The sequence below is a fragment of the Rhodothermales bacterium genome, from assembly GCA_017643395.1.
Lineage (GTDB): Bacteria > Bacteroidota > Rhodothermia > Rhodothermales > UBA10348 > JABDJZ01.
Genome location: JAEPNP010000002.1, coordinates 248,941 through 269,849 on the forward strand (window position 1 = coordinate 248,941; position 20,909 = coordinate 269,849).

Annotated in this window: 19 protein-coding genes; 4 read left to right on the forward strand and 15 right to left on the reverse strand. The window is 63.6% G+C overall.

All coding sequences use genetic code 11. The annotated features are described in order from the left end of the window. Window positions 1-157: 157 nt before the first annotated feature. The 11 genes from JJ896_09440 to ffh form a co-directional block, all read right to left on the reverse strand. Window positions 158-2,599, reverse strand: a complete 2,442-nt coding sequence (locus tag JJ896_09440) for a tetratricopeptide repeat protein (protein ID MBO6779861.1) — start codon at window positions 2,597-2,599, stop codon at window positions 158-160. A gap of 149 nt (window positions 2,600-2,748) precedes the next feature. Continuing rightward, window positions 2,749-3,600, reverse strand: coding sequence for a hypothetical protein (locus JJ896_09445; protein MBO6779862.1), 852 nt, complete (start codon window positions 3,598-3,600; stop codon window positions 2,749-2,751). Beyond that, window positions 3,597-5,885 carry a TonB-dependent receptor gene (locus JJ896_09450; GenBank protein ID MBO6779863.1) on the reverse strand — a complete coding sequence of 763 codons (2,289 nt, stop codon included), beginning with the start codon at window positions 5,883-5,885 and terminating at the stop codon, window positions 3,597-3,599. Before JJ896_09450 ends, JJ896_09445 begins: the two co-directional genes overlap by 4 nt. Then, on the reverse strand, window positions 5,854-7,941 hold the full coding sequence (locus tag JJ896_09455; GenBank protein MBO6779864.1) for a hypothetical protein: 2,088 nt from the start codon (window positions 7,939-7,941) through the stop codon (window positions 5,854-5,856). The genes JJ896_09450 and JJ896_09455 overlap by 32 nt, the downstream gene beginning before the upstream one ends. A gap of 388 nt (window positions 7,942-8,329) precedes the next feature. Continuing rightward, the gene (gene smpB, locus JJ896_09460; GenBank protein ID MBO6779865.1) at window positions 8,330-8,794 is read right to left on the reverse strand and encodes an SsrA-binding protein SmpB; all 465 of its coding nucleotides are present in this window, start codon (window positions 8,792-8,794) and stop codon (window positions 8,330-8,332) included. Beyond that, a complete protein-coding gene (locus tag JJ896_09465) occupies window positions 8,794-9,570 on the reverse strand; it encodes a hypothetical protein (GenBank protein ID MBO6779866.1) in 777 nt (258 codons plus the stop codon). The genes smpB and JJ896_09465 overlap by 1 nt, the downstream gene beginning before the upstream one ends. A gap of 65 nt (window positions 9,571-9,635) precedes the next feature. Then, a complete protein-coding gene (gene rplS / locus JJ896_09470; protein ID MBO6779867.1) occupies window positions 9,636-9,989 on the reverse strand; it encodes a 50S ribosomal protein L19 in 354 nt (117 codons plus the stop codon). A gap of 26 nt (window positions 9,990-10,015) precedes the next feature. Continuing rightward, window positions 10,016-10,726: a tRNA (guanosine(37)-N1)-methyltransferase TrmD gene (gene trmD, locus JJ896_09475; GenBank protein ID MBO6779868.1), complete on the reverse strand. Its 711-nt coding sequence runs from the start codon at window positions 10,724-10,726 to the stop codon at window positions 10,016-10,018. Between the two features lies 1 nt (window position 10,727). Next, on the reverse strand, window positions 10,728-11,285 hold the full coding sequence (gene rimM, locus JJ896_09480; GenBank protein ID MBO6779869.1) for a 16S rRNA processing protein RimM: 558 nt from the start codon (window positions 11,283-11,285) through the stop codon (window positions 10,728-10,730). 5 nt (window positions 11,286-11,290) lie between these two features. Beyond that, window positions 11,291-12,010, reverse strand: a complete 720-nt coding sequence (gene rpsP, locus JJ896_09485) for a 30S ribosomal protein S16 (GenBank protein MBO6779870.1) — start codon at window positions 12,008-12,010, stop codon at window positions 11,291-11,293. 50 nt (window positions 12,011-12,060) lie between these two features. Next, window positions 12,061-13,413, reverse strand: a complete 1,353-nt coding sequence (gene ffh, locus JJ896_09490) for a signal recognition particle protein (GenBank protein ID MBO6779871.1) — start codon at window positions 13,411-13,413, stop codon at window positions 12,061-12,063. Window positions 13,414-13,580: 167 nt separating this feature from the next. On the opposite strand from ffh, the gene JJ896_09495 reads away from it, so the two are divergent. The 3 genes from JJ896_09495 to JJ896_09505 all read left to right on the forward strand — a co-directional run bounded on the left by JJ896_09495 (window position 13,581) and on the right by JJ896_09505 (window position 15,111). Next, window positions 13,581-14,174 carry a 5-formyltetrahydrofolate cyclo-ligase gene (locus tag JJ896_09495; protein ID MBO6779872.1) on the forward strand — a complete coding sequence of 198 codons (594 nt, stop codon included), beginning with the start codon at window positions 13,581-13,583 and terminating at the stop codon, window positions 14,172-14,174. 62 nt (window positions 14,175-14,236) lie between these two features. Beyond that, a complete protein-coding gene (locus JJ896_09500; GenBank protein ID MBO6779873.1) occupies window positions 14,237-14,923 on the forward strand; it encodes a PspC domain-containing protein in 687 nt (228 codons plus the stop codon). Window positions 14,924-14,925: 2 nt separating this feature from the next. Beyond that, complete coding sequence (locus JJ896_09505) at window positions 14,926-15,111, forward strand: PspC domain-containing protein (protein ID MBO6779874.1); 186 nt, start codon at window positions 14,926-14,928, stop codon at window positions 15,109-15,111. A 6-nt stretch (window positions 15,112-15,117) separates the two neighbouring features. Here the strand turns inward: JJ896_09505 and JJ896_09510 are convergent, their stop codons facing one another. Beyond that, window positions 15,118-16,389 carry an insulinase family protein gene (locus tag JJ896_09510; protein ID MBO6779875.1) on the reverse strand — a complete coding sequence of 424 codons (1,272 nt, stop codon included), beginning with the start codon at window positions 16,387-16,389 and terminating at the stop codon, window positions 15,118-15,120. 24 nt (window positions 16,390-16,413) lie between these two features. Next, on the reverse strand, window positions 16,414-17,070 hold the full coding sequence (locus JJ896_09515) for an adenylate kinase (GenBank protein MBO6779876.1): 657 nt from the start codon (window positions 17,068-17,070) through the stop codon (window positions 16,414-16,416). Window positions 17,071-17,256: 186 nt separating this feature from the next. Here JJ896_09515 and JJ896_09520 point away from each other — a divergent pair, with 186 nt between their 5' ends. Further along, window positions 17,257-18,741, forward strand: a complete 1,485-nt coding sequence (locus tag JJ896_09520) for a helix-turn-helix domain-containing protein (protein ID MBO6779877.1) — start codon at window positions 17,257-17,259, stop codon at window positions 18,739-18,741. On the opposite strand, the gene JJ896_09525 is transcribed toward JJ896_09520, so the two are convergent. Next, entirely contained in the window at window positions 18,731-19,537 is an 807-nt protein-coding gene (locus tag JJ896_09525) for a hypothetical protein (protein ID MBO6779878.1), read from the reverse strand. The two genes, JJ896_09520 and JJ896_09525, sit on opposite strands and share 11 nt — an antisense overlap. Window positions 19,538-19,614: 77 nt before the next feature. Beyond that, window positions 19,615-20,898 (reverse strand): phosphoribosylamine--glycine ligase, encoded by a 1,284-nt coding sequence (purD, locus tag JJ896_09530; protein MBO6779879.1) that lies wholly within the window; start codon window positions 20,896-20,898, stop codon window positions 19,615-19,617. Between the last annotated feature and the right edge of the window lie 11 nt (window positions 20,899-20,909).

Sequence of the window (20,909 nt, forward strand, 5' to 3'; positions counted from 1 at the left end):
GGCACGCACAGCCGGCCCTCGGGCCCACGCACACCCGCCGCACGCCTCGCACGGCCCAGCCCTCGGACCCGCAAGCCGCCACACCGCGCACCGCACCGGCAGGCACCGGCGCCCCCCCGCACCGGCAGGCACTAGCAGGGCAACGCCACAAGCCCCCCTACTCCAGGAACAGCTCCCGCTGTCGGGTGACTTCCTGGCCGGTCTTGCGGTCGGTGACCGTCAGCGTGAGCGTGTAAAGGCCCGTCTCCTGGTTCGAGGCATCCAGTATGAGGTACTGGCCGTCGGTCGTGGATGCGATCGAGGTCGGCAGGCTGACGGAAACGCCGCGATCCCCGCCTCCGAACACGCCACGTACCAAACGACCCACGCCAGAGCCACGGTCCTTGGGCTCGAGCTTGGCGGTTACTTCGTAGTTGGCCCGCCCATCGCCCGAGACATCCAGGTTGTAGACCTCGAAGTACAGGTAGATGGGGTTGGTGCGGCCGAATACACTCCAGGGCGCAGGCGTGATTGAGAAGCCGTTGCGCACCACGTCGGAGCCTACAAGGGGCCGACCGTCCTCTGTCTCTTCGGCGCGGTAAGCCAGCATGATGTCACTCACCGAGAGCCGATCGGTGTCGAAGTTGGGGATGTCAACCTCCCGCCTCTGAACCGCAACGGTGCCGCCCGAGGTGGTCTCGAATTCGACGCTCACGTCGACTTTGCCGGGAGGCACGGTCACGGTTTCCGAATCTATCCAGAGGTTCGCCTCCTCAAACTGCACAATCTGGTCGGTACGCAGTCCATAGATGGTGCGTCTGCGCTCCGCCAGAATGTCGCGATCCTCTGAGATCACGAACGTGCCGGCGTTGGCGGTGACATTGATCATGTCCCCCTGGTTGCCGAATTCCAGGATCGGGATGCCGTAGTTCACCACCAGATCGGCACTGCCCGCCGAGCCACGGAAGGCGGAGACCAGATATGGCAGCTCAATCTGTCTGCCAGGGGCCTCGTAATCGTACCGGTCCGGCGTGCGACGGATGGTTTCCGCCGCCTTGATGGTGTAGTCATTCACCCACGGCACGGCGCCCTGCGAGAGGTCAGCCGCGGACGGACTGAACATGCGGTATTCGCCGTTCCGGAAGGGGTCCTCGAAGACAAACTTGAAGTCCCCGTAGTCCCAGATATTGAATGTGTTGGCCTCATCTCCCAGATCAAAGTCGGTCCCCCGCTGAGCGACCTGGAGTACCAACCGGGTCCCCGGCTGCGTCGGGTCATTCTGGTCGACACCGTTCTGGCCAGGGGCGCCTCGCTGCACGCCGGAAGTGGATTTGGGAATGATCACTACGTCACCCTGCGGCACCCCATACCGCACCAGGATGGAACCGCGTTCGGTGTCCCACCCGCGCAGATCCATTTCCTCGGAACCGTAGAGCAGGTCGGCGTAGGTCAGGCGGGAGTAGTGCTCGAGCTTGCGCTCGTTGTACGGAGTCAGGTAGCGCGGGTCCTTCGACGTCCAGTAGCGGGCGGCGTATCCGGTCGGATCCTCCCGATAGCGCCGTTTCTCGTCCTCCGGCATCAGGAATTCGATGTTGTCAAAGGCTCTCCGGGTGCCATCGTCCATGCTCTCGAACGACGACTCGAAGGCCTTCGCCGCGGCGTCCAGATTTCCGAAGCGGTGGTGCGCCAGGCCCAGGTAGGTCCACAGTTCGGGATCCTCGGGGAAATAGACGTACATCTGCTGGAGCATGTCCAGCGCATCCTGCCACTCTCCCTTCAACGCATAGATCTCCATGAGACGGTCGTAAACGCGCCTGTTGCGCGGATCGGCGTCGAGGGCCTTGAAGAGGTGAAACACTGCGCGGTCGTAGGCCTGCTGGGCACGACCCGAGAAATCGACAACAGGAATGCCCTGGTTTGCCAGCGTCTCGACATCGAATTCGTCGGCCATGAACACCGACTCGGGGTTCAGCGAAGGCAGGGCACTGAGCTGTTCCATCCCGGCCACCGGAGGCAACTCGTCCAGGTTCTGTAGCTCGGCCTCGATCCGCTGCATTTGACGGATCTCATCTACCAGCGCACCGGCGATCGGGTCGAGTTCACGCCGCGCACGATACGCGTACTCGTTGAACTGCACCGTGGGGTACATCAACGCGTTCCGATACCGCCAGAAGTCCCGGATGTAGCTGCTGCCCAGCTCCTCGTGAGCAAACGCATTCGTGGAGTCAAGCTTCAGGATGTCCCGGGCCAGATCCCGCCGCTGCGCCTCGCGCACCTTGTCGGTGAGAAAGAAGCTGGAATCCTCACCCAACTGCTGCATGCGCGCCGTCAGGTACTTGACGTTTTCGGGCTCGATTTCGAGGGCCTTGTCCAGCTCTCGACCGGCCCGCTTGACGTCCTTCAGATCTGTCTCGAAGTAGATCCGGGCCAGCAGGAAATGAGCCTCGGCATTGGTGTCGTCCTGTTCGACTGCGCGCTGAAACGCCTGCACGGCCTCCGAGTGACGGCCTTCCCGGAAAGCCAGAATGCCCTCCACCATGGGATCCGAGCTCGACTGGGCCCATGCCGGGGGAATCGCCGCACCGGCGAGCAAAAGGACAACAAGAAGAAAGCGGACCATGTCTAGTCTGCGCGGTTTGCGCCGTATAACCTCAACCGAATGCAACGCGATCGTGGGGAGCTTGATTCTGCAAACGTATCCGCATGTAGCGGCGTGTGGGCGAATGGTGTGAATCGCGGGCTAAACCGATCCTCCTGGGTCACTCCGCGCTACTCATTGGCAAATCCGGCCAAGCGAAGCACCGCTGCCTCCGGCAGGGTACTGGTACGTTCGTGATACCCGGCGCCGACGAAGCCAAACCCGTTGTCCACGTTGGAGAAAACCCCTGGTTGCACAAGGACTTCCGTGACGAACCGGCCACCCGGAGGCGACCACTCCTCTGTAGCAATGAAGGCTTCCACGACAAGATCCAGCAGGACGATGGGATCTGTGCCGGGCTGAAGCCCCGTCACCGAATAAAGCACCCCAATATCCCTGGACAGATCGACCGCCATGGACCACGTGGTGCCCTCTCTCGTCAGACTGCCGTCGTAGATGACGGGGATCGTCCACTGAAACGGCGGGCGCGTGGACTCGAACCGGTAGAACACCCGCGGCGACAACACCTGTTCGGCGCCGGTGAACGCCACCGGCATGCGCACGTTGCCGAGCACCCCGTCCGCCTGACCAAGCGTCAAATCAGCCTTGGCTGGGGTCGTCACCTGAACGGAGGTGAGCCGCCCCCTAGCGTCCTCCGCTTCGATGACGTACGTGGTCTGAAAAGCGGGACGGATCCGGGCCTGAAAAACGTGTCCGATCGAGCCGTCCCAGTACCGAACCACCGAATCCGCAAAAGCGGTCGTGCCCCCCGGCCCAATCAGACTGATGCGCGCTTCGAGCGGCGTCGTATCGGTGACCTCCAGAATGTCCTCGATCGGGAAAACGCGCAGGGACTGCCTGTCCGATCCGGGATCGACATACCCGTAGAGCGTGAAGGCCCGCTCGGACTCCAGCACCGGATCGACGGCCTCATCACAGCCCATCAGGAAGACGAGGCATGCTATGACAACCCAGCTCCTCATTGCCCGAACGCGTACTTGGCTCCGAAGGTCGGGATCAGCGGCAACTGATTGCGGCGGGTCAAGGTGAATGTGTCCAGGTAGAACAGATTCTGCCGGTCGTACACATTGATCAGCCCCGCCTGCAGACTGAGTGTGCCCCCGGGCGTGACAAAGCGTCGCTCCGCGCTCACGTCCAGCCGGTGGTAGGTCGGCAGCGTGCCGTTGTACGGGCGTTCGTAGATCACACGCCGATTCCCTGGCTCCGAGTAGAGATCCACCGGCCGGTCCATAAGCACAAACCCGTCAAAGCCGAGTGCGCGACTGTACGGCAGGCCGGAGCCAAACTGCCAGCGGGCGGACAGCTCGAAGCCCGAGGTCCGGTACGCGCCGAGCACGTTGATCTGATGACGCCGGTCGTGCGGCGGTCTGTATTCGATCTGGTCCTGTCCGAACCACAGCGAGAGCGTCGGCTGCCCGGCCTTGTACGTCACGGCCGACAGCCCGTAGCTGAGCGAGGCCAGGAAGCGAGTGCCCCGTGCCTCCAGGCGGACATCGCCGCCCCAAACGGTGCCCTCCGCCGTCTGCAGGGTCGTCGTAAATCGCGGCAGGGACGTCCACTCCGGTACAAAAAGGCCCTTCAGACGCTTGTGATAGGTCTCGACACCAACGTCCAGCCGGTCCCCGATCTGACGCCCATACCCCAGAATAAAGTGGGTGGCGGAGGGCACGCGCGGCCAGGGTACAGCCGCCCAGGCGGTGAATACGCCGGCCGCATCCCGCTGGTCGGTCAATCCGATCACCTCCTGGTGATAGACGCCGAACGCGCCGCTGAAACGATCCCTCTCCCGATTCCAGGCAACCCGCACCCGGGGCTCCACGAACACGTTCGACTTGCTGGGAAAGTTGTGCACGCGCAGCCCGGCAGAACCCTCGACGCCGTTGCGAAAACGCATGGACGGCTCCACGTAGAAGCCGACCTCGGTCAGGAATTCCTGCTGGATGAACACGTTCTGGAACAGCCCGCCGAGCTCACTGGACAGCTCCATGGATCGCGCAAAAATACCCCAGCCGATCTCAAGATCACCGGCGAAGTGGGTGACGTTGGCCGTGGTGTTCACGGTGCCGAGACGACCCTGTCGAACAGGATCATTCGGGTCGCCCACCGCGGTCTGAAGCCGCGAGTAGGACACCAGAAATTCAGCCAGCACCGGAAAGACCCTCGGTAGGACCAGATAGCGCAGCCCGTAGGCCTGATTCCGCCAGCTTGCCACGTCCTGAACGGTCGAACCGGGGGCCTGAAAGGCGCTGCCCACCTCGCCTTCGTCGAACGTGCGCAGCATCGTGAGCGATAGCTGACTGTTGCTGCTGACTATGCCGTGCACCTTGGCAAACAGATCCCCGAAATCGAACGGCAAGGGCTCATCGACCAGATTCTCGGCCCCGTATTGCATCACGCTCCGACGACTCGAAACCAGAAACGAGAGCCGGTCATCAGCGATCGGCCCCTCAAGCATGGCGCTCGTCACAAACGGAGCCGCCGATAGCGCACCGGCATAGCGGCGCTTGCTGCCCGTGCGACTCTGCACATCGATTACGGACGAGATCCTGCCTCCGTAGGCACTGCCGTATCCGCCCGCATACACATCGACCTGATTCAGAATGTCGGAGGGAAACGCGGAAAAGAAACCGAGCACATGGAAGGGCTGGTAGACCCACATGCCATCCAGAAGCACAAGGTTCTGATAGGGCTCCCCGCCCCTCACAAACAGCTGGCCGCCCCGGTCACCAACCGTAACGAGGCCCGGAATAGCGGTCAGGTAGTTGATGAGATCCCCGGACACATCTGGAGACGGCACTAGAGCCACATCTGCCGGTCGCACGGAGACCCGCCCGGCGTCAACCCGCGCCAGTCCTGATTCCCGGTCCCCCTGCACCATCAACTCATCCAGCAGCTCTCTGGTAGCCTGGAGCCTGTAGTTGCGCAGCAGAATCTGATCCTGCCCAACCTCCAGCGTATCCACCACAGGCAGGTAGCCGATGAACGAGACGGTCAGCGTGTAGGTGCCCGAAGGGAATCTGGACAGGGCAAAAAATCCGTCGCGGTCGGTGGCCGATCCGGCGACAAGCAGCGTGTCCTGCCTAAGCACGACGGTCGCACCCTCCAGGGGCTCCCCATCTGTCGCGTCCGTGATGAACCCGCGCACCACCTGCGCCTGCGCACCTGGCGCAGTCGCTAGCAGTGTCAGAAAGAGCGCGGCGACGCCTGCGGCCCTTCTAGTTGAATCGTACGCGCGTCGTAGCCTCAACCGCCGTCTGCGCCACCCGGTCTGTGATTGTGAGCGTGAGAAGATAGTCGCCGCCCTCCCGGCTCTCGCGTTCCAGAAGCAGGTATTCCCCGATACTGGCCTCAGAGCCACTCGAACGGAAGCCAGCGCCCACCGAGTCGTTTCCGCGCCTCAGCATGCGGGCCAGCAGGGGTCTGCCCTCGTCGGCCTCGGATCTCAGGGTAGCCGTCACCTCGTAGTCCGTGCGTCCATCCGGACCGGGCGACAGGCCGTACACCTCGAAGTAGGCGTACACGGGGGCGTCGTCCTCGAACGTGTTGTCGGGCGATGGAAAGATTGCCAGTCCGTCGCGATTCCAGAGGCCTTCTGCGACCTCGCCCTCCTCGATCAGGTCCGCCAGCAGCACGCTCGAAACAGCGAAGGATTCGACCGGTGCCCGCGCGGGCTCGTCCGTGAATACCACGGTCCTCGCCGGACCCTGCAACGTCGCAGGAGACACCGCCTCAAGCCGGGCAAGCAGCGGGCCAGGAGCCGCCATCGGAACGCTCGCCGCCTTGACGAAGGGGCTGCCCTCCTGCCAGGGGCGCACGCCGGGGTCACCCAGTGATACCATGCGACTGCCCGAATCGAGCACAAAAGCGGCCCGATCCGCATCGCCGAGGCCATCCGGCACGATGCCCGCCATAACGACGTCATAGCCGCGACTTGCACGGAATACCGACACCTGCATCGGCAGGATTTCCCAACTTGGCTCAATCAGCAGCGGGATGTCGCGAAAACGCTGCCTGGCGAGCAGGACGTAGTCGGCGCTTCGCAGCTCCGTGTCGCCGCGCCAACCCTCAAATGCCCGGCTCCGAGGCGCGTAGTAGGACCATTCGCCCGTGCGCGCCAGATCCATGAATCGAAAGTCGAAGCCGTCATACAGGAAAACGGCGTAGCGGTCCCAGCCGCCAGCCGCGCCGGCAGGCGTATCCCCGCCGGTGTACTGCATTTCGCCAACCGGCATCCCATACCGCACGATGACACTGCCGGGGTTGGTGTTCGCACCCGGCTCGCCCTCATACGGATTCCCGAATCGAACGTCTGCGTACACCCAGCGCACCACGTGCTCCGTCAGACGCTCATTGTCCGGAGTCAGGGCGATGGGGTCCTGGTCTCTCCACCAGGACTCGGCGTCCTCCGGAAGCCGTTCCTCTGTTGAAAGTACTCGGGCCGGATTCAGCAGGTCGTGCCGCTCTCCGGGTGCCAGCAGATCCAGACCCACTTGCGCCAGGGTCGCCGCCGCCTCGGCGCGGCCCTCCCGATCTGCCGCCAACGCACCGGTCAAATAGCCCAGGGCGTGGTCAGGCCGCACTCGCCGGAACGCCGATGCGTCCTCTGACAGCGCGGGCCAGTCATCCGTGCCGATGTGTATTTGTGCCAACTGCCGGAGTGCGAAAGCTCCGACCTCTTCGGAGCCCAATGCACGCCGCAACCTGGCGAGGGTGGTGCGCATGAGGCGTCCGTCGGGCCGCGCGGACGCGACCGAAATGTCGACGGTTTCACCTCGGTAGCGCTCGCTGAATCGGACCCCCGGCCCGGTGGCTCGACTCCCCGCCGCGGCCCGGCCCGTGAGCCAATCCGCGTTGGTCCCGGCCGGTACTTTCGCACGATGGGCGCGACGCGCCAGCTCACGCGCATCCTGCGTACCGAGCAGCAGATTGGCGCCTACGTCCAGTGAGTCACGACGCAGCAGGGCACGTGCTCGGGAGCGGTTTCGAGCCGATCTGGCGGGCCCGAGCAGAGCACCCGTGCCGTACTGGGTGGCCCAGAGTGCCAGTCCCCGGTATCCCTGGTGGTGATCCTCGACGGCGTGGCTGAGTGCCTCTGCGGCTCCGGGCACATTGTCCGATCGGAGGGCCTGGAGTCCGTGCTCGAGCCAGGCGTCCGCCAGTCCGGGGGCGTTCGCCGGAACCTGCCGCAGGCACACTGCCGGCTGATCCTCGGTGAGGCACTGCGCCGCCGTGCGTTGGGCCTGCACGGGGAGCGACGATCCGACCAGGATCAGGGCAATCAGTATGGCGGAGGGGCGCAGCACTACGGTGCAGACCCCTGAATTCGGGCTTCGGTTTCCCACCTCGGCGGCAACGGCCGTCAGGTCCCGCTGAGTGGGCTCTGGGGCTCGGTGAGCCGTGGGGCGGACCAGATGCCCCCGAACGGGACGGACCCGCGATGGGCGATGGGCTCCGATATGGGATCCGGGGGCGCTATTCCACCTCAGGGGCCGCCGAGACCGCCCCGACATGGAATCCGGGGGCTCCATTCAACTCGCGGGGCCGACGAAACCGCCCCTACATGGAATCCGGGGGCGTTATTCCACCTCCGCGGCCGCCGAGACCGCCGAGACCGCCGAGACCGCCGAGACCGCCGAGTCCGCCGAGACCACCGAGACCGCCAAGGCCGCCGAGACTGCCGAGACCGCCCGGCTACTCCGCGTGCCCGCCCTTCTGGATCCGGTCCAGTCGCCGTTTGGACTCGCGCTCCGCAATGTCAGCGCGCTTGTCGTAGAGCTTTTTACCCTTGCCGAGACCAATCTCCAGCTTGGCTCTTCCGTTGGAGAAGTACAGCCGCATCGGCACGATGGTGTACCCCTTCTGCTGGGCGGCCTTGTCGAATCGATCGATCTCCTTCCTGTGCAGCAGCAACTTGCGCGGACGGAGGGGATCGTGATTCATGCGATTCCCGAAATCATACGGCGCGATGTGACACTGCATCAGGTACATCTCGCCCTGCTTCACCTGGCAGAACGCCTCCTGCAGGTTGGCCTTTCCGGCCCGCAGGGATTTGACTTCGGTGCCCAGCAACTCCATGCCGGCCTCCAGGCGCTCGTCGATGTGATACTCGAAGCGCGCCTTGCGATTGGAAACGACGGTCTTGGTACCGTCGCCCATCAGAGCTGGGGGTCGCGCTGGTCCGAGCCGATGTCGGCGCCTTCCGGAATCCGGGCCGTGCGCACCTCCTCGATGTCCGAGGTCAGCCCGTAGTAGTACAGGTGCGTGCTGAGCTCGGTAAGGCTTGCCGTAGCTATGTCGTCGAAGCGGAATCTCGGCAAACCCATGCCGTCCGAGCCGGGGTTTGTGCCGTCCAGATCGTCCGAGGATTCCACCGAGGCCGCGGCCGCCCTGAGGACACGAATGGTCCCCGCGTCCAGTTCGCCGGCCCTCATCATGAAGAGGCCCCAGACCATGGGGTAATTGGTGAGCTCGTACCACTCCTCTCCGAGGTCCAGTCGGAGCGCGTCGCCGCTACCCCCACCACCTCGCTGGAGCCGGGCCTGGTCCGGGTGGGCATCGAGCACCGGCTGCACCGACATGCCGTAGTGCTCATGAAGAACGATCCGTGCAACCAGCGATTCCAGCCCGTCGGGGTTCCAGGTAACCAGATGCTCCGGTTGTCCCTCAAAGCCCTCCGGCAGCAGAATGGCGAGGTGCGGCGTGGACCACGATCCGTAGGCCACCGCGGGGATCAGTTCAAAGTCGTCTCGGTCGGCCGCCAGGGCGCGATGGGTCGGCACGAGCGCCAAGTCGGTGAGTCCGGCCTGAAGACGCTGCTCGGCCATGTCACGTTCAACGAACGCCACGTCCGTCTCGGGTCCCTGCAGCGCTTTTCCGAAGGCGCGCAGCTGCGGTTCGTCCCAGACCGATATGCGGAGAATGGATGCTTCCATACAAACACGGAACAGACCGCCGACGAACCCGCCGGCGGTCTGTCCCTCTGACGCTTGGTTCCCGGTTAGCGGGTACGCTTCTCGCGGATGCGGGCGGCCTTGCCGCGACGCTCACGCATGTAGTACAGCTTGGCGCGGCGAACGCGACCATGCCGGATCACTTCAATCTTGGCGATCTTCGGCGAGTGGATCGGGAAAATGCGCTCGACACCGACGCCGTTGGACACCTTGCGGACCATGAACGTGCGACGTGCGCCAGAGCCCTTGAGTGCGATGACCACACCCTGGTACTGCTGGATGCGCTCTTTCTCGCCCTCGATCACGCGCACGTGCACGTTGACCGTATCTCCGGGGGCGAACTCCGGGATGTCGTCCCGCAGCTGGGTACCCTCCACGAGGGCCATCATATCTGTGGCCATTTCGGACCTCCAGTAATCTTTGGTTTTCAGTTCGTCTTGGCAGAGGCTGGCTCTGCCAGGCTTTCGAGTAGATCCGGCCGTCTGTGCCGGGTCTTCTCCAGTTTCTGTGCTTCCCGCCACCGGGCTACTGCGCTGTGATCACCGCTGAGCAGCACGTCGGGAACGCGCATGCCGCGGTAGTCGGCGGGGCGGGTATAGACCGGGGCGTCGAGCAGACCGTCCTGGAAGCTGTCGGAAAGAGCAGATTCCGCGTCGCCCAGGACGCCGGGGATCAGACGAACGAGCGCGTCTACAAGCACCAGTGCGGGCAGTTCCCCCCCACTGAGCACGTAGTCACCGATCGAAATCTCCCGCGAAACCAGCTCATCACGCACGCGCTGATCGATGCCCTTGTAGTGCCCGGCGATGAGCACCAGGCGACTGCACAGCGACAGCTCATTGGCCATGGGCTGATCCAGCACCTCTCCGTCCGGAGTCAGAAAGATCACCTGATCGATGGGGTCTCCCTCACCTTTCAGCGCCTCCAGACAGTCGAACAGCGGTTCCGGTTTCAGCACCATGCCGGCACCGCCGCCAAACGGGTAGTCGTCCAGCTGCCGGTGCTTGCCGACCGACCAGTCCCGAAGGTCATGCACACGAATGTCCACGAGCTCCTTGGTCTGGGCACGCTGCACAATGCTCTGCCGGAGCGGAGACGTGCAGATATCGGGCAGGGCGGTGATGATGTCGATGCGCATGTCAGTCCCTCTCCGAAGCGGGCTCGCCATCCAGCAATCCTTCCAGAGCGACCACCGTGAGGTAGCCGGCGTCCGAATCGACTTCAGGCACAAGCTCTTCCACAAAAGGAACCATGGACAGCGATCCGCCGGATCGGCGAACGCTCAGCGTGGGATGGGCCGGGTACTCGACGACGTCGACGACTTCTCCCAGCACCTCTCCGGATTCGGAGCGTACCTGGAGGCCGACGAGGTCACTCAGGAACACCTGACCATCTTCCAGCGGCGGCAGATCCTCCTCGGCCGCCCAGACCTCAAGGCCATGCAGGGCCTCGGCAGCTTCGCGCGTCTGCACGCCGTCCAATTCAAGAAGGACTGCCAGGCCGTTTTTCAACGGCTGAAAGCCAACTTCCCGGATGGTATGGGCACGGAGCGCATCGCCCAGATAGACGGTCTCAAGTGCTTCGAACCGATACGGATCATCGGTTTCGGGACGGACCTTGAATCCGCCTCGAACGCCGTGCGTGCGCGTCACCACGCCCACCATGCGGAATCCGCTATGATCAACCGGTCGATTCACCCGATTCAGCCTTCGGTCTTCTCGGCTTCGGCTTCCTCGGCAGCTTCGGCCTCGGCGGGAGCCTCTTCAGCAGCGGCCTCGGCCTCTGCGACGGCTTCCTTGGCTTCAGCGGCTGCTTCGGCAGCTTCCGGAGCGGGCTCGTCGATGGCCGGTGCCTGTTCTACCGCGTCGGTAGCAGGTGCCGGAGCGTCGGCGGCGGCAGTCGCCACATTGGCGGCCTCCTGCTCCTTCTTGGCCTCTTCGGCAGCCTTGGCGCGCTGCTCGGCGGCTTCGCGCTGAGCGGCTTCGGCGGCCTCGCGAGCCTTGGCTTCAGCCTCGGCGCGAATCTTGGCCAGCTCGGCAGCCTGCTTCTTGGCCACGTCCGCTTCAGCGGCCAGCATGGCCTCTTTGCGGTCCTTGGCGGTCGTCTTGGTCGCGGCACTGGCTTTGGCCATGGCGCGCTCCTTGTGCTCGGCGACGGCCGTGTCGATGGCTTCCTGCTCGGCACCCTTGCGGTGCATATGCAGGGCCAGCATGAGGCCTTCCCGGCTGAGAATCGAGCGCACTGTGTCGCTGGGCTGTGCGCCCTGCTGCAGCCAGTACATCACCCGGTCATCCTTGAGCTCCACCTGGGCGGGCTCGCGAAGGGGGTCATACCGGCCCAGATCCTCGATGTACCGGCCGTCGCGCGGGCTGCGCGAATCGGCCGCCACAACGGCGTAAAGAGGCCGCTTGCGGCGACCCATTCGGCGTAAACGAAGCTTAACCACGTTCTTCCTTGCTTGAGTTTAAAGCGTCAGTTGCGGCGTCCCATCAGGGCGCCAATGTCTACGTTGCGACCCTTGCCCATGAGCTTGGTCATGGTCTTCATCATCTTCCGCATGTCGCGGAACTGCTTGAGCAGCTGATTCACGTCCCGGACTTCGGTGCCTGAGCCGAGCGCTATCCGCTTGCGTCTCGAGCCGTTGATCATGTCCGGATTGCGGCGCTCGTCCGGGGTCATGGACCGGATGATCGCCTCGATATGCATGAACGCGTCGTCATCCACGTCCAGCTGGTCCACCTGCTTGCCGATGCCGGGGATCATGCCGACGAGGTCGCGCAGTGACCCCATCTTCTTGATCTTGTCCAGCTGATCCAGGAAGTCCTCCAGGTCGAACTTCTCCGAGCGCATCTTCGCGCGGAGTTTCTCGGCCTGCTTCTCGTCGAACTGCTCCTGGGCCTTCTCGACGAAGGAGACCACATCGCCCATGCCCAGAATGCGCTGGGCCATGCGATCGGGGTAGAACGGCGTCAGCGCGTCCAGCTTCTCCCCGGTGGAGGCAAACTTGATGGGTTTCTGAACGACAGTCCGGATGGACAGCGCGGCACCACCGCGGGTGTCGCCGTCCAGCTTGGTCAGCACCACGCCGTCGAAGTTGAGGCGCTCATTGAAGGAGACCGCCGTATTGACGGCATCCTGACCCGTCATCGAGTCCACCACGAACAGAATTTCGTGGGGCTGAATGGCCTCCTTGATGTTGCCGACCTCGGTCATCATGACCTCGTCCACGGCCAGCCGGCCGGCGGTGTCGACAATCAGCACGTCCCGCGCCTCACGTCGCGCGGCGCCGACGGCTTCCCGCGCCACGCGCACCGCGTCCTTGACCGGCTCGTCCCCATCCATGATGGAGAACACCGGCACCCCGACCTGTTCGGCGAGCGTCGACAACTGGTCCACAGCGGCCGGGCGGTACACATCGGCCGCCGCAAGCATGGGCGCACGCCCCTTGCTCTTGAAGTGCTGAGCCAGCTTGCCACAGAACGTGGTCTTACCCGAACCCTGCAAGCCCGCCACCAGGATCACCGTCGGCGGAGTGGGCGCCAGCGAGACATCGACCTGCTCCTCACCGAGGAAATGGACCAACTCGTCATAGACGATCTTGACCATCTGCTGACCCGGAGAAACCGAGTTCAGAACTTCCTCACCGAGTGCCTTTTCCTTGACCCGGTTGGTAAAGTCCCGGGCAACCTGGTAGTTGACGTCTGCGTCCAGGAGCGCGCGACGGATCTCGCGCATGCTCTCGGCAACGTTCAACTCATTGATTCTTCCCTGGCCGCTGAGTGACTTCAGCGCGCCTTCCAGCTTGTCGCTTAGGCTGTCGAACATGGTGCGTGTGTCTTGGGAAGAATCCCGGTGGCTGGGTGGGTCAGCTTTGACCCGTCAGGACCGGCGAGCGGTTTCTGGCGTCACAGAAAATGGAACAGGAAGGAGAAAGTAGGGCAGCCAAACGGCCTCTCCAACGACGCTCCGCCTATCCTCTTTATCTTCATGGCATGTCACGATCCAAAGAGGCGATTCGTCGGGACGTGCGTGGCCGGCTTTCGCAGCTTCCACCGTCAGCGCGACGTGCCATGGAGCACGATCTCATCGCCCGGCTTGGTACGCTGCCGGAACTGCAGGCCGTCCGGTTCCTGGCGGGCTTCTGGCCGATGGGCCATGAACCGGACGTGACGACCTGGCTGGAGAAAAACCACCGAGCCGGCACCACGATCCTGCTCCCCCGGGTCAGGCACTTCAAGCGTTCACGAATCCCGGGCGCGGAGCGGGTCGAATTCGCGCGGTTTGAGGGCCGTGCGGAGCTGCTGCAGAATCGATGGGGTATCGGGGAGCCAACGGGCCCCGCCGTGCCATTGCCGGCGACGGGCATCCTGCTTGTCCCGGCACTGGCGGTCTCCCGTGCCGGCACGCGACTGGGGCACGGGTTTGGTTACTATGATGAGATCATGGACAATCACCCCGGCCTGCTGCCAATTTGTGCCGTTTTTGGGGCGCAATTGTCCGAAGATCTCCCCGTCGAGCAACATGACCGTCCCGTACGCGTCATCATTACCCCCGAAGAAGTGATCCGGACGGACCTTGACGCGTAACATGCCGTCTACATGCCCGTAACGGTGATTCGCCAAGGGTCCCCCCCATTCGGCATAGACGCATGGCTACCAGAACTCGAAAAGGAAGATCAACAGAGCTCGCCGAAGAGGAAGGGCGCATAGACCCCATCCTGTTCGGCGGTGAACAGATGGATCTCGAGGACCTCTCGGAGGACGAACTCGAGGACATTCTGTTTGCGGAAGAGGAACGGACCCCAAACGGGTTCTTCAACCTGCCCACCATTGCCGGCTTCTCGCTGATACTGGTGGGCATTGCCTACATCTTCCAGCAGCTGGGCTTCTGGCCCGGAGTGGATCTCAGCGTACTGGCCACCATGCTGCCGTGGCTGGCCGGCATTCTCATCATTCTGCTTGGATTCGGGGTGCTCTCATGGCGCCCGGGCCGCAAGCCCAAGCCGAAGAAGATGACGGCGCGTGAGCGTCGGGCCCAGAAAGCCGCAGAGAAAGCGGAAGTGAAGGCCGAGACACGAGCCGCAAAATCGCGTCGCCGGGAAGAGCGCACCAGCAACAAGCTGCGCAAGTCCCGCGACAAGAAACTGGCCGGCGTCGCCGGGGGCATTGCCGAGTATTTCAGCATCGACCCGACGCTGGTCCGTATTGCCTTTGTGATCGGGACCATTGCTTCCGGCGGCCCCTTCTTCCTTGCCTACCTGCTCCTGGCGTTTGTCATGCCGAACCCGGAGAAGCAGTCGTTTGAGGAGCGCATCACCATTATCCGGGACAGCTGAACATGAGCCAGGGACGATTGACCAAGTCCTCCACGAACCGGATGATCGCCGGCGTCTGTGGGGGCATGGCCGAGTACTTTGATGTGGACCCGACGCTGGTGCGGGTGGCCTACATCATCCTTTCGTTCCTGTCCGGCCTCGGCCTTCTGGCCTATATCATCCTGGCCTTCGTGATGCCGGCTGACTGAGCCTGTTCAGGCTTCGGTCCGCTCCGGAATCGACCCCGCCACTGCGCGGAATAGTCGGTCCGTATCGAAGTAACGGGCGATGGACTCGTTGACGGCCTCCACCGTACAGCCGCGCACGCGCTCGGGATAGCGGTCCACCCAGCTCGCGTCCCGACCGTCCTCCATCTGCTGCAGCAGCGCCCCGGCAATCCCTGCGGTCGTGGCGAGCCGAACCTGGAACGAGCCCGCAATGGTGTCCTGCTTTTCCAGAAGTTCGTCCGCGGTCACTCCGTCCGCGACAAAGTCCCGGAGAACGGCCTCAGTCACTTCGATGCCACGGTCCAGGTTGTCCTGAGACAGCGTGACGTGTACGCGCCACATGCCGTTGTATCGTTGGTCGAAGCCACGCAGTCCGCTGCCGACCCCATAGGTCAGACCCTCCTTGTCCCGCACGATGTTCATCAGGCGCGCGGAGAAATTCCCGCCGAGCACAAAGCTGGCCATGTAGGCAGCCAGGAAGTCGTCATCGGTACGCGTCAGGTCGACCGCGTGGCCCCATCGCACGTCCAGATTGTCCCGGTCTGCGATGTGCACCTCTTCCGAGCCCGGCTTCGCGATACCGGTGCCAGGCAGATCGGGTGTAGCCGGGCTGGCGGATCCGGACCAGCCCGCGGCCGCGCTCTCCACGGCCCGGCGACAGGCGTCTACGTCCACGTCTCCCACTATGACCAGGCGCGGATGACCCGCAAGTAAACGCGAATGCGCCGCGACCACCTGATTCCGGTCGACAGCCGTGACCACGGCTGCCTCCTCGTCAGGGCTCAGCATGTAGTTGGGGTGGCCTGCGGGATATGCCCGGCGTGCCAGCGCGAGGTCGGCTCGATATCCGGCATCCGCGATGCCGCGCTGAATCGAAGCCTGAAGCCGATCTCGGCTCTTGTCGAGCTCCGAATCATCGAAGGCCGGCTGCAGCAGTTGCTCAAAGAGCAATCCCATCACAGCATCCAGGTCCGCCCGCAGGCACCGCGCTGAGCACCGCACTCGGGCGGTCGAGCCTGAAAAGCTCATCTGGGCGCCGAGATTCTCGAGCACCGATGCAATCTCAAAGCGGTCCTGCTGCAGAGTGCCCTTGTCCAGGGTACCCGCCATCATCTCCTGAACCAGTTCGCCGCCGGCCCGGAAATCCGGCCACGTATCTACCGAACCACGCACCGTGACCACGTCGCGAATTCCGGTCGGCAGAACAATCAGGTCAACGGGGCCCGCCTGCACCGCGACGGCCCGATCCGAAATTCGCATGCAGGAATTGCTGGCGTCCGGCGTTCAGCCCGCCTTTCGGGCTCCGGCGCGGGACGGATTCAGGAGTCCCATGATACGCTCGTGCACGCTGTCCTTGGAGCAGTCTCCGTTGACTTCGCGCAAAAGCCCCTTGCGGCGGTAGAACTCCTCGAGCGGCTTGGTTTCCCGTCGGTAGGATTCCAGTCGCGCCTGGATGGCTTCCGGCTCGTCATCCGGCCGCTGAATGATGTCCTCGGGATCCACATCCGGCGGAGGCGGAAAGAACTCCAGGTGATAGCTCTCTCCCGTGTTTTTGTGGATGCGCCGCCCGGAAAGGCGTCGGATGATCACTTCATCCGGCACGCTCAGAAAGACCACCGCGTTCAGTTCGGCCTTGTAGGCCGTCAGGAAGGCATCCAGCCATTCCGCCTGCTCCAGGGTACGCGGATAACCATCGAGAATGAAGTTGTCGAACCCGGCCGTCGCGATGGCAGTGTCCGCCAGTTTCCTGACAAGCTCGCCCGGCACGAGCTTGCCGGCAGTGACGTAGCTCTTGGCCTCCTGACCCAACTTTGAGTCTTCGCGGATGGCCCAGCGGATCAGATTTCCGGTCGAAATGGTGACCAGCCCATGGGTCTCCGCCAGAATGGCGGCCTGCGTACCCTTTCCGGCACCCGGCGGCCCAAAGAGTGCTAAGCGCATGAAAACCAGACGTTTACGAATCAGATTCGGTCCTACAAGAATCAGTCCCGATCGGACCCGTCCGGTAATGATACGGTAACAAAACGGCTGACCAAACCCTTGCCAGGCCCGAAATAGCGAAATTTCGCTGGCCCTTCCGCAGTCTGGCTGCTAGTTTTTCGCTCACAGCGAACAGGATGCAGACTCATGGCCGTCAGCGAAGACAACCTTCGTTTCATTCTCGGACTCAAGGTCAAGAAGCTCAGGCAGGCGGCCGGACTGTCGCTCAAGCAGCTCGCCGCGGGATCCGGACTCTCCATCTCGTACCTGAGCGAGATTGAGAAGGGCAAGAAGTACCCCAAGCCTGAAAAACTGCTCGGCATAGCACAGGCGCTGGAGGTGCCGTACGACGAACTCGTCTCCGTTCGGGTGGACGCGCAGCTGGATCCACTCACCCAGACCCTGCGCTCCCCTTTCTTTGCCGAATTCCCGTTCGATGTATTCGGTCTGGAAGCGCAGGACCTCTTCGCGCTTTTCTCTGAAGACCCGAGCAAGGCGGGGGCGCTTGTGCGCACGCTGCTGGAGATCGGGCAGATGTACGACATGCGAGTGGAGCATTTCCTGTTCGCTGCGCTTCGCTCGTACCAGCTGATGCACGACAACTATTTCGCTGAAATCGAAGATGCGGCCGCCGGTTTTCGCAGCCAGGTGGGCGTGGACGAGCTTGATACTGACCCGTTGCAGGCCCTGACGCGCACACTGGAGCGGGTGCACAACTATCGGCTGGACTGGCAGGCCCTGGGGCGCACGCCAGAGCTTCGGGACATGCGTTCGGTCTTCTCCGACGGACCGAACCCGACGCTCTACGTCAACCCGAATCTGTTGCCGTCCCAAAAGGCGTTTCAGTTGGGCCGGGAACTGGCTTACCACGTCATGGGACTGGAGGCACGGGCCACGACGTCCTCCTGGCTCAAAGTGGAGAGCTTTGAGCAGGTCCTGAACAACTTCAAGGCCAGCTACTTTGCCGGGGCCGTTCTGCTGGATCGGGACCAGGTCGTCGACGCCATGAGCTCCTTCTTCAGCTTGCCCACGTGGCAGCCGGAGGCGCTGCTGGATGTCATGGACCGATTCTCGGCCACAACCGAGATGTTCTTCTACCGACTGGGTCAGGTGCTGCCGGGCGTGATGGGGCTGCAGGACACCTTCTTCATGCGGCTTGCATACGACCAGCGCTCCGGCCGCACGCGCCTGAGCAAAGTGTTCAATCGCACGGGGGCCACGCTGCCCCAGGGCTTCTGGCAGGACGAACACTATTGTGCGCGATGGGCAGGACAGCGCCTTCTGGCGTCGGTGGAGCCAGGTGAGGCCGCGGTGCGCGTTCGGGCGCAGCGCTCTCGCTTCCTCGACAATGACCAGGACTTCTTTGTAATGGCCGCTTCCAGGCCGTTGCGTCTGTCCACGGCCAACTACTCGTGTGTGTCGCTGGGCCTCCAGATGGATGAGCAGTTCCGACGTACAGTGGCATTTGCCGAGGACCCGAATCTTCCGGTCGAGATTGTCAACGTGACCTGCCAGCGGTGTCCGTTGGGCCCCAGCGACTGTCGCGACCGACGCGCTGAGGCCACGCTCTACTCGGAGAAATCGCGTCTGGCTCGTCGTGAGGCGGCCATCAACGAACTACTCAATCGATAGACTGGCGAATCAGTGCCCGCGGGGTCAGAAGCAGGAGAGCGCCCCCTGTAACCTCCAGGTCAACCACCCCTTCCGGCGCGGCAATGCCGCCCTCCGACTCGGTCAGGCGCCACGCCCGCTGCTGCCCTGCGACCCACAGTTCGGCCCCCAGGGCAGTTGCCCCCTGAGCCGAGTGCACGTCCAGTTCGTTTGCAAACTCGTCGAACACATAGACGCTGGAGTTTGCATCGAGCACGGCAAAGCCGTCTCCTTGACGTGCCAGTGCCTTGGGCTCCATGCGTATTCCGCGGAATGTCGTGAGCACCCGGTCTGCGCGTCCGGCCCGATCCCAGATCAGCAGCGCAGGCCTCGATGCTTCCAGTGCAACGACAGACCCATCGGACAGCACTACCACGTCGACGGGACGACCAGACTCCGTGGCCGTGCCGTCCGACCGGACCGATGCATTATCGCGGAACGCATTCGCGCCTGCAGGCACAGCAAACCTCAGTATGAGATTGCCGTCGTGGCCAAGACGGTCCACAATTCCGCCGTCGGGATGCGCCACGTAGCGCGAAAGCGCGAGGCCGGCATCGACGGCAGCAACACCGGGCGATGGGGTCTGGGCAGGAATCGGCCCAGCCGGACCGACAAGAAACAGGCGGCCGGCATCGGCCACCAGAATCTCGCCGTCCGTACTCGCACTCACTGAAGTAGCGGCCCGGAACTCGGCCAGAACCTGCGTGCCGGCCGGTCGATCGACCATACCAGGTTGGGCACAACCCGAGGCTGCCATCACGGCCAGCGCCAGAATCATGGCGCGGAGCCTGCAGGAAGGACCCAAGCCGGCCGGCCCAATCCGGAGCCGGCGCGCCCAGAACCGTGATTCGCTTCTCACAGAGTCTGCAGTCGCACAAGGCCCTTCTGGCCGATGTCGCGCCTGAACTGCTGCCCATCAAAACGAATGTGTTCGATCCCGGCATAGCAGCGGGCCAGCGCCTCCGCCAGGTCGTCTCCACGGGCAGCAACGGCCATCACGCGGCCTCCGCTGGTCTCCAATCCTCGTTTGCCCACGCGTGTACCCGCATGAAATACCTGCACCCCCGATACCGTCGAGGCCTCAGCAACACCCGTAATTCCGCAGCCCTTGGCGTATGCGCCGGGGTATCCGTCCGAGGCGAGTACCACGCATGCCGCTGCCCCATCGTATAGCTCAACACTCGTCTCCGCCAGTCGCCCGGTTGCGCAGGCGTGGAAGAGCCCGGCGGCGTCGCTCGCAAGCAGCATCATCACCGCCTGGGTCTCGGGGTCCCCAAGTCGGCAGTTGTACTCCACCACCTTCGGGCCTTCGGGGGTAATCATGAGGCCCACGTACAACACTCCCGTGTACGGATGTCCTTCCGCCGCCATGCCACGCAGCGTAGGCTCGATGATCGTCTCACAAGTCTCCCTGATCAACCCCTCCGTCATGACGGGTGCCGGCGCGTAGGCTCCCATACCGCCTGTATTGGGTCCCGTGTCACCCTCCCCAATGCGCTTGTGATCCTGGGCCGGCGACAGCAGCACGTAGTTCTTTCCGTCACAGAGGGCGAACACACTCGCCTCCTCCCCGGTCATGAACTCCTCGACGACCACCTCGTCCGCGGCATCGCCGAACTGCCGGTCCTGCATCATGGCGCTCAGTGCACTCTCGGCCTCCTCCAGTGTGGCGCAAACCACCGCCCCCTTGCCGGCGGCCAGTCCACTCGCCTTGACGACAATGGGCGCGCCCTGCTCCCTGATATGCGCCAGCGCCAGGTTGTAGTCCGTGAACGTGCGGTGACCCGCCGTGGGGATGCCGTAGCGATCCATGAACGCCTTGGCAAAGGCCTTGCTGCCCTCCAACCGCGCGGCTCCGGCCTTTGGGCCCATCGATGGAATTCCGAGCTCCGAGAGGCGGTCGACGAGGCCGGCCACCAACGGCACCTCCGGCCCGACGACACACAGTTCGATGGACTGCTCCTTCGCAAATGCTACCAGCCCATCCAGGTCATCGGCCGCAATGGGCACGTTGCGCGCAATCACGCCTGTCCCCGGATTGCCGGGAGCCACGAATACGTCGTGGGCGGATTCGTCCCGCGTGAGGGCCCACGTGATGGCGTGTTCTCGCCCCCCGCTGCCAACGACCAGAATTCTCATCGATTGCGCCT